Source organism: Streptomyces sp. MZ04, from assembly GCF_004684775.1.
GTDB lineage: Bacteria > Actinomycetota > Actinomycetes > Streptomycetales > Streptomycetaceae > Streptomyces.
Genome location: NZ_SRIC01000419.1, coordinates 1 through 5353, shown reverse-complemented (window position 1 = coordinate 5353; position 5353 = coordinate 1). Strand labels below are relative to the sequence as shown.

The following is a 5353-nucleotide window of genomic DNA, read 5'->3' as shown; positions in this document are numbered from 1 at the left end:
GGGGCGGGCCCGCGGGGTTCATCGCGGGGCGCCCGTGCGCGCGGCGGCGCCCCGCGTGACCACCGGCGGCATCGAGATCGACATCGACATCGACATCGACATCGGCATCGAGATCGACATCGACATCGAAATCGGCTGCGGCTTCGGCTTCGGCATCGGCATCGGCATGCGGACGCTCTCCCCGGGGCCGGTCCGATCAGCAGGACAGCGGGTCGAGGACCAGCGGCTGGATCTTGCCCTCCAGCATCGCCCCGAGCCCGAGGACGGCGCACACATCCGGCCGTTCGGCGATCGCCACCGGCATCCCCGTCGCATCCCGCAGCATCTGGTCGAGCCCCGGAAGCAGCGCGCTGCCGCCGACCATCATGATCCCGCGGTCGGCCAGGTCCGCCACCAGATCCGGCGGGCAGTCGCGCAGCACCTTGCCGATGCCGTCGAGCACGGCGGTCAGCGGTGTGTGGATCGCGTCGCGTACGGCGGCCGTGTCCACGTGCACCGAGCGGGCGAGCCCCGTGGCGACATCGCGGCCGTGGATCTCCGTCGACTCGGGCCCTTGTTGAGTGAGGCCGTTGCCGCGCAGGGCGAGCTGAAGGGGACGTACCGACTGGCTGGGAAGCATCAGTTCATGGTGGTGGCGCAGGTGCTGGACGATCGCGTGGTCGATGGCCTCGCCGCCGACCGGGATCCGCTGGGCCGTCACGATCGACCCGAGCGACAACACCGCGACCTGCGTCGTCGCCGCCCCGCACACCAGGATCATGGTCGCTTCCGGCCGCTCGACGGGAAGACCGCAGCCGACCGCGGCGGCGATCAGCGTGTCCACCAGCTCGACCCGGCGCGCCCCGAGCCCGACCATCGTCTCGACGGCGGCGCGCTGGGCGAGCGGATCCGCGTCGTGCGGCGTGCAGGCGGCGGCCCGCAGCCGGGGCTTGCGGCGCAGCGTGCGGCGGAGCTTCTCGCCGAGCAGGTGGCGCAGCATGCGCTGGGCCATCTCGATGTCGACGACGGTGCCGCCGGAGACCGGGCGCACGACGCGGATGTAGCCGGGCGTACGCCCCGTCATCTGCTCGGCGAACTGGCCGACCGCGATGAGCGCGCCGGTGCGCGTGTTCACGGCGGCGGCGCTCGGCTCGTCGACGACGAGACCCGCACCCTTCACGAACACCCGGGTCCTCGCGGCCCCCAGGTCGACGGCGATGTGGCAGCGGCGCAACTGCTCCAGACTGACGGTCATGGCAGATCCTCCCGAGAGCGCAGACCGTACGGACCGTCGGACGACGGTCCTGTCTCGCATCGTGCGATGGCCGCGGGCGGCGCGCGCGCTGGGCTGAGCCGGGCGGGGTGCGGCCGCACGGGTGGTCTTGATCGCCTCGCGGGCAGCGCAGTTAGCATCCCGTGTGACGCATACGCCCCCGGAAGAAGACGAAGCCGAAGGCCCCCGGACACCCGAAGCCGACAGCAACCCCCCGATACCCCCGCTCCCAGTGGAGCCCCACGGGCCCGTCACGAAAAGGCGGATACTCGCCGATCTGACGCCTTTGCGTACGTCCGTCGACTACCGCCGCCTCTGGGCCGGCAACACGATCTCCTGGATCGGCCAGGCGATGACCGCGCTCGCGGTCTCCCTCCAGGTCTACGACATCACGCACTCCAGCTTCTCGGTGGGCCTCGTCGGGCTCTTCTCCCTGGTCCCGCTGGTGGTGTTCGGCCTGTACGGGGGCGCGATCGCGGACACCGTGGACCGGCGGAAGCTGGGCCTGTACTCGGCGCTCGGCTCCTGCGCGCTGTCGATCGCCCTCGCGGCGGGCGCGTACGCGGACTTCCACCACGTGTGGTTCCTGTACTCCGTGGTCGCCCTGCAGGCGGTCTGCGGGGCGACGAACTCGCCGGCCCGCTCGTCGATGATCCCGCGGCTGCTTCCGCCCGAGCAGTTGCCCGCCGCCAACGCGCTGACGTCGATGACGACGACGTCCGGCCTGATGCTCGGCCCCATGCTGGGCGGCTTCATCGTCGGCCTGTGGGGCTATCAGGCGGCGTACACGGTGGACGCGGTGGCCTTCAGCGCTTCCCTGTACGCGATGTGGCGGCTGCCTGCGGTGCGGCCCCAGGGGGTCGGGGCCGGTGCCAAGCGGGCCTCGGTGCTCGACGGGCTGCGGTTCCTCACCACCCGGCCGAACCTGCGGATGACGTTCTTCACGGACCTGTGCGCGATGGTGCTCGCGCATCCGCGTGCGCTGTTCCCCGCCGTGGCGGTGGTCTGGTTCGGGGGCGACGCGAAGACGGTGGGCCTGCTGGTCGCGGCGCCCGCGGTGGGGGCGCTGCTCGGGAGTGTCTTCTCCGGGTGGATCGGGCGGATCCGGCGGCACGGGCTCGCGATCCTGCTGGCGGTGGCGGCGTGGGGGACGGCGGTCGCCGTCTTCGGCCTGACGCGGAACCTCTGGCTCGGGCTGCTCTTCCTGGCGTTGGCGGGCTGCGCGGACACCATCTCGATGGTCTTCCGCAGCACGATGCTGCAGGCCGCGGTGCCGGACGAGATGCGGGGGCGCCTGCAGGGGGTCTTCGTCGTGGTGGTCGCGGGCGGGCCCCGGCTCGGGGACTTCGTGGCGGGGTCGGTGGGGGACATGGCATCGCCGGTGGTGGCGGTCACGGGCGGCGGGGTCGCGTGCGTCGTCGCCGTGGGGCTGCTGGCGCTCAAGTGGCGGGGGTTCGCGCGGTACGACGCGCAGGTGCCGGAGGCGTGAGGGGCCCTCGGGGCGCGTGGGGCGGTCCGGTCAGGTGCCGTGGACGGCGTCGATCAGCGAGGCGAGCCGGTCCACCGTCAGCTCGCAGCCGTCCGCCTGGAGCCGGCGGTGGGAGTTCTCGTCGCGCCGGTAGCCGATGAACGGCATCCCGATCCGCCGCGCGGCGAGCAGCTCCGCCGCGGAGGAGCCGACCATCACGCACTGACCGGGCTCGGTTTCCAGCGCCTGGAGCGCACGGTGCAGGCAGTCGGGGTCCGGCAGCAGGGGAGAGCCCGCGCGACGGCCGTGTGCGCCGCCGGGGACCTTGGCGGCGAGGCCGCGCCGGGTGAGCAGCTCCGCCATGACGGCGGAGTCGCAGTCCCCGGCGACCGCGACGGCCATGTCCTGCTCCGCGAGGGTGCTCAGGAGCTCGGGGAGGCGCCGGGTCGGCCGGGCGTCCTTCAGGCTCTGCTGTTCGAGTTGCCGGAGCCGGGTACGGAGTTCACCGGCCGACGCGTGGTCCTGGTGGGCGCGGAGCAGGTCCATGGGGTGGACGCCGCCCTCGTACCTGTCCAGTGCCCCGGCCAGCGGTGGCCTGCCCTCAAGAGCGTCGTCGACGTCGCGGGCCTCCGTGAGGTGGCCCGTCAGGCTGAGGACGGCGGCGCGGGCCCGCGAGGCCGGGAACAGCGGTACGACGGGGCCGTCGAAGCCGAGGATCACTGCGGTGCGGCCGGCGAGCAGAGTGCTGAGGGAGCCGAGGGAGCCGAGGGAGGGGGAGGCGGTGGCTGCGGTCGCGGGCTGGGCTTCGGCGGGCGCGGTGACCTCGCAGTACCAGTCGTCGGACTGCGGGACGGGTTCGAACCGGGCGTCGACCGCGCGGCCCGAGCGGCTCAGCCTGTCGTGCAGGTCGTTGGAGACGATCACGACGGCGCGGCTTCCGGGGCGGTCGAAGACGTGCCGCAGCTCGGCGGGGAAGGCCGGGGCGGACACGGTGGGGTCCGGCTCGTGGGTAAGGGTGACTCCAAGGGCGAGGTGCGGCAGCTGCTCCAGAGAGCCGGGGAGTTGATGGAGCATCGCGGTCAGTACGTGCAGGACCTGGACCTCCGGGGCGACGGCCGCGTCCCAGCCGTGGGCTCGGGGCCGCAGCTCGAAGTGGTCGGGGCCGATGCCGCCGGCGATGAGGAGGTGGATGATCTCCCTGCCCAGCGCCTGCCGGGTCTCCGAACCGGTGGGGCGGTTCAGGTACTCGAAGGTGAGGGTCGTCCCCGGGGGCGTGGGCTGATCGTCCGGCAGCTCCCGGCTGACGCCGAGGTCGTCCAGCTGGGCGCTGGGGAGTTCCTCGTGGGGGGCGAGGACCTCGTCTTCCGCGTGGGGGAACTCCTGGAGCAGATCGGCCAGTTCGGCGGCATCCTCGGCCGTGGTGTCCCCGTCCCGGCCTTCCAGATCGCCCCACGTGCGCAGCAGCGACTGCCGCAGTTCGGCGATGTTGACGCGGGTGGCGAGGGCGGCCGGGCCGGGAACGTCGAGCAGCGGGGTGCCGCGCCACAGTTCCAGCGCGGACCGCACGAGCTGCCGGGAGCGGGTGAAGTCGCCCGCGAAATAGGCATCCTGGGCGTCGGCGGCCAGCCGTTGGCAGTGGAACAGGTCGACGCTGTCGGGGCCGGACGGCAGCGGCAGGGAGTAGCCGTCGTCGTCGGCGATCAGGGTGCCGGGGCCCAGCGCCTCGTCCAGGCGACGCGCGGCGGCGTGCAGGTCGTCCTCCCTGTCCACGGGGGCGGAAGGGCCCCGGATTCCCTCGGCCAGTTCGGCGTACGGCACGGTGCGGCCCCGCTGGAGCAGCAGCATGCACAGCAACGCCTGTTCCTCCGGTACGTCGACGGCGAGGAGGCGGCCGTGCTGGGTGACCCGGAGCGGGCCGAGTACGGAGTAGGAGCGGGTGTGGGCCGAGGGGTCGGAGAGGTTGATGAGCCGCTCGGCGCCTCGGCCCTGGACGTCCGGGTCAGAGGAGTACAGCTCCTGGACGGCCGCGGCGATCCTTTCCTTGGTCGTCCCTGTCTGGAGTTCCGCATCCTCGGGCTGTGAAAGGTGGGGCATGGATGAGGGATTCGGGCTCATCTGGCTGACCAGCGAGGCGAGTCCGCTGAGGTTCGAACGCAGCTTCCGGAAGCTGTATTCGGAGAGGGCGAAGTCGGCGGTCAGGACCGGCCCACGGGGGGTGACGATGATGTGTGACGGGCGGAGGCTCTGGAGGGGCAGCCGGCGGTAGTGCAGTGCGTTGACCGCATCCGCCAACGGCGGCACCACCACGTGGAGTTGACTGGTGCGGAGGCTGTATCGGTATCGCGTGAGCAGCGACTGCAGGCTGCCCCCGTCCACGAACTCCGTGACCAGGTACGCCACTCTGCGCCCGGACGCGTCGTCGACGCCGTGGTCGATGACCCGTGCCACGTTCTCGTGACGGAACTCGACGAGCCTGTCCCCCCACTCCCGTGAGTACGGCGATCCCTGCGGATACTGCTTCACCACCACCGCGGTTCCGGGGCGGTGGACGTCCTCGGCGCGCCACGTGCCACCGTTCTGCCCGAGCTGCTCGACCAACCGGTACCGGCCGGCGAACAGCCCTCCCCCCGCGC

Annotated in this window: 4 protein-coding genes; 1 reads left to right on the top strand and 3 read right to left on the bottom strand. The window is 72.4% G+C overall.

Going from position 1 to position 5353, the window contains the following annotated elements:
• Positions 1–18: 18 nt before the first annotated feature.
• Entirely contained in the window at positions 19–168 is a 150-nt protein-coding gene (locus tag E2651_RS44440) for a hypothetical protein (RefSeq protein WP_167829059.1), read from the bottom strand.
• Between the two features lie 28 nt (positions 169–196).
• On the bottom strand, positions 197–1234 hold the full coding sequence (locus E2651_RS40845) for a rod shape-determining protein (RefSeq protein ID WP_135336335.1): 1038 nt from the start codon (positions 1232–1234) through the stop codon (positions 197–199).
• Positions 1235–1484: 250 nt separating this feature from the next.
• Here E2651_RS40845 and E2651_RS40840 point away from each other — a divergent pair, with 250 nt between their 5' ends.
• Positions 1485–2741, top strand: a complete 1257-nt coding sequence (locus E2651_RS40840; RefSeq protein WP_135336334.1) for an MFS transporter — start codon at positions 1485–1487, stop codon at positions 2739–2741.
• A gap of 30 nt (positions 2742–2771) precedes the next feature.
• Here E2651_RS40840 and E2651_RS40835 read toward each other — a convergent pair.
• On the bottom strand, positions 2772–5353 hold a 2582-nt coding region (locus E2651_RS40835; RefSeq protein ID WP_167829058.1), incomplete at its 5' end, for a BTAD domain-containing putative transcriptional regulator.

Bases quoted from the DNA above. Each gene is read 5' to 3' on its own strand.
- E2651_RS44440 (WP_167829059.1), bottom strand. From the start codon at position 168: ATGCCGATGCCGATGCCGAAGCCGAAGCCGCAGCCGATTTCGATGTCG.
- E2651_RS40845 (WP_135336335.1), bottom strand. From the start codon at position 1,234: ATGACCGTCAGTCTGGAGCAGTTGCGCCGCTGCCACATCGCCGTCGAC.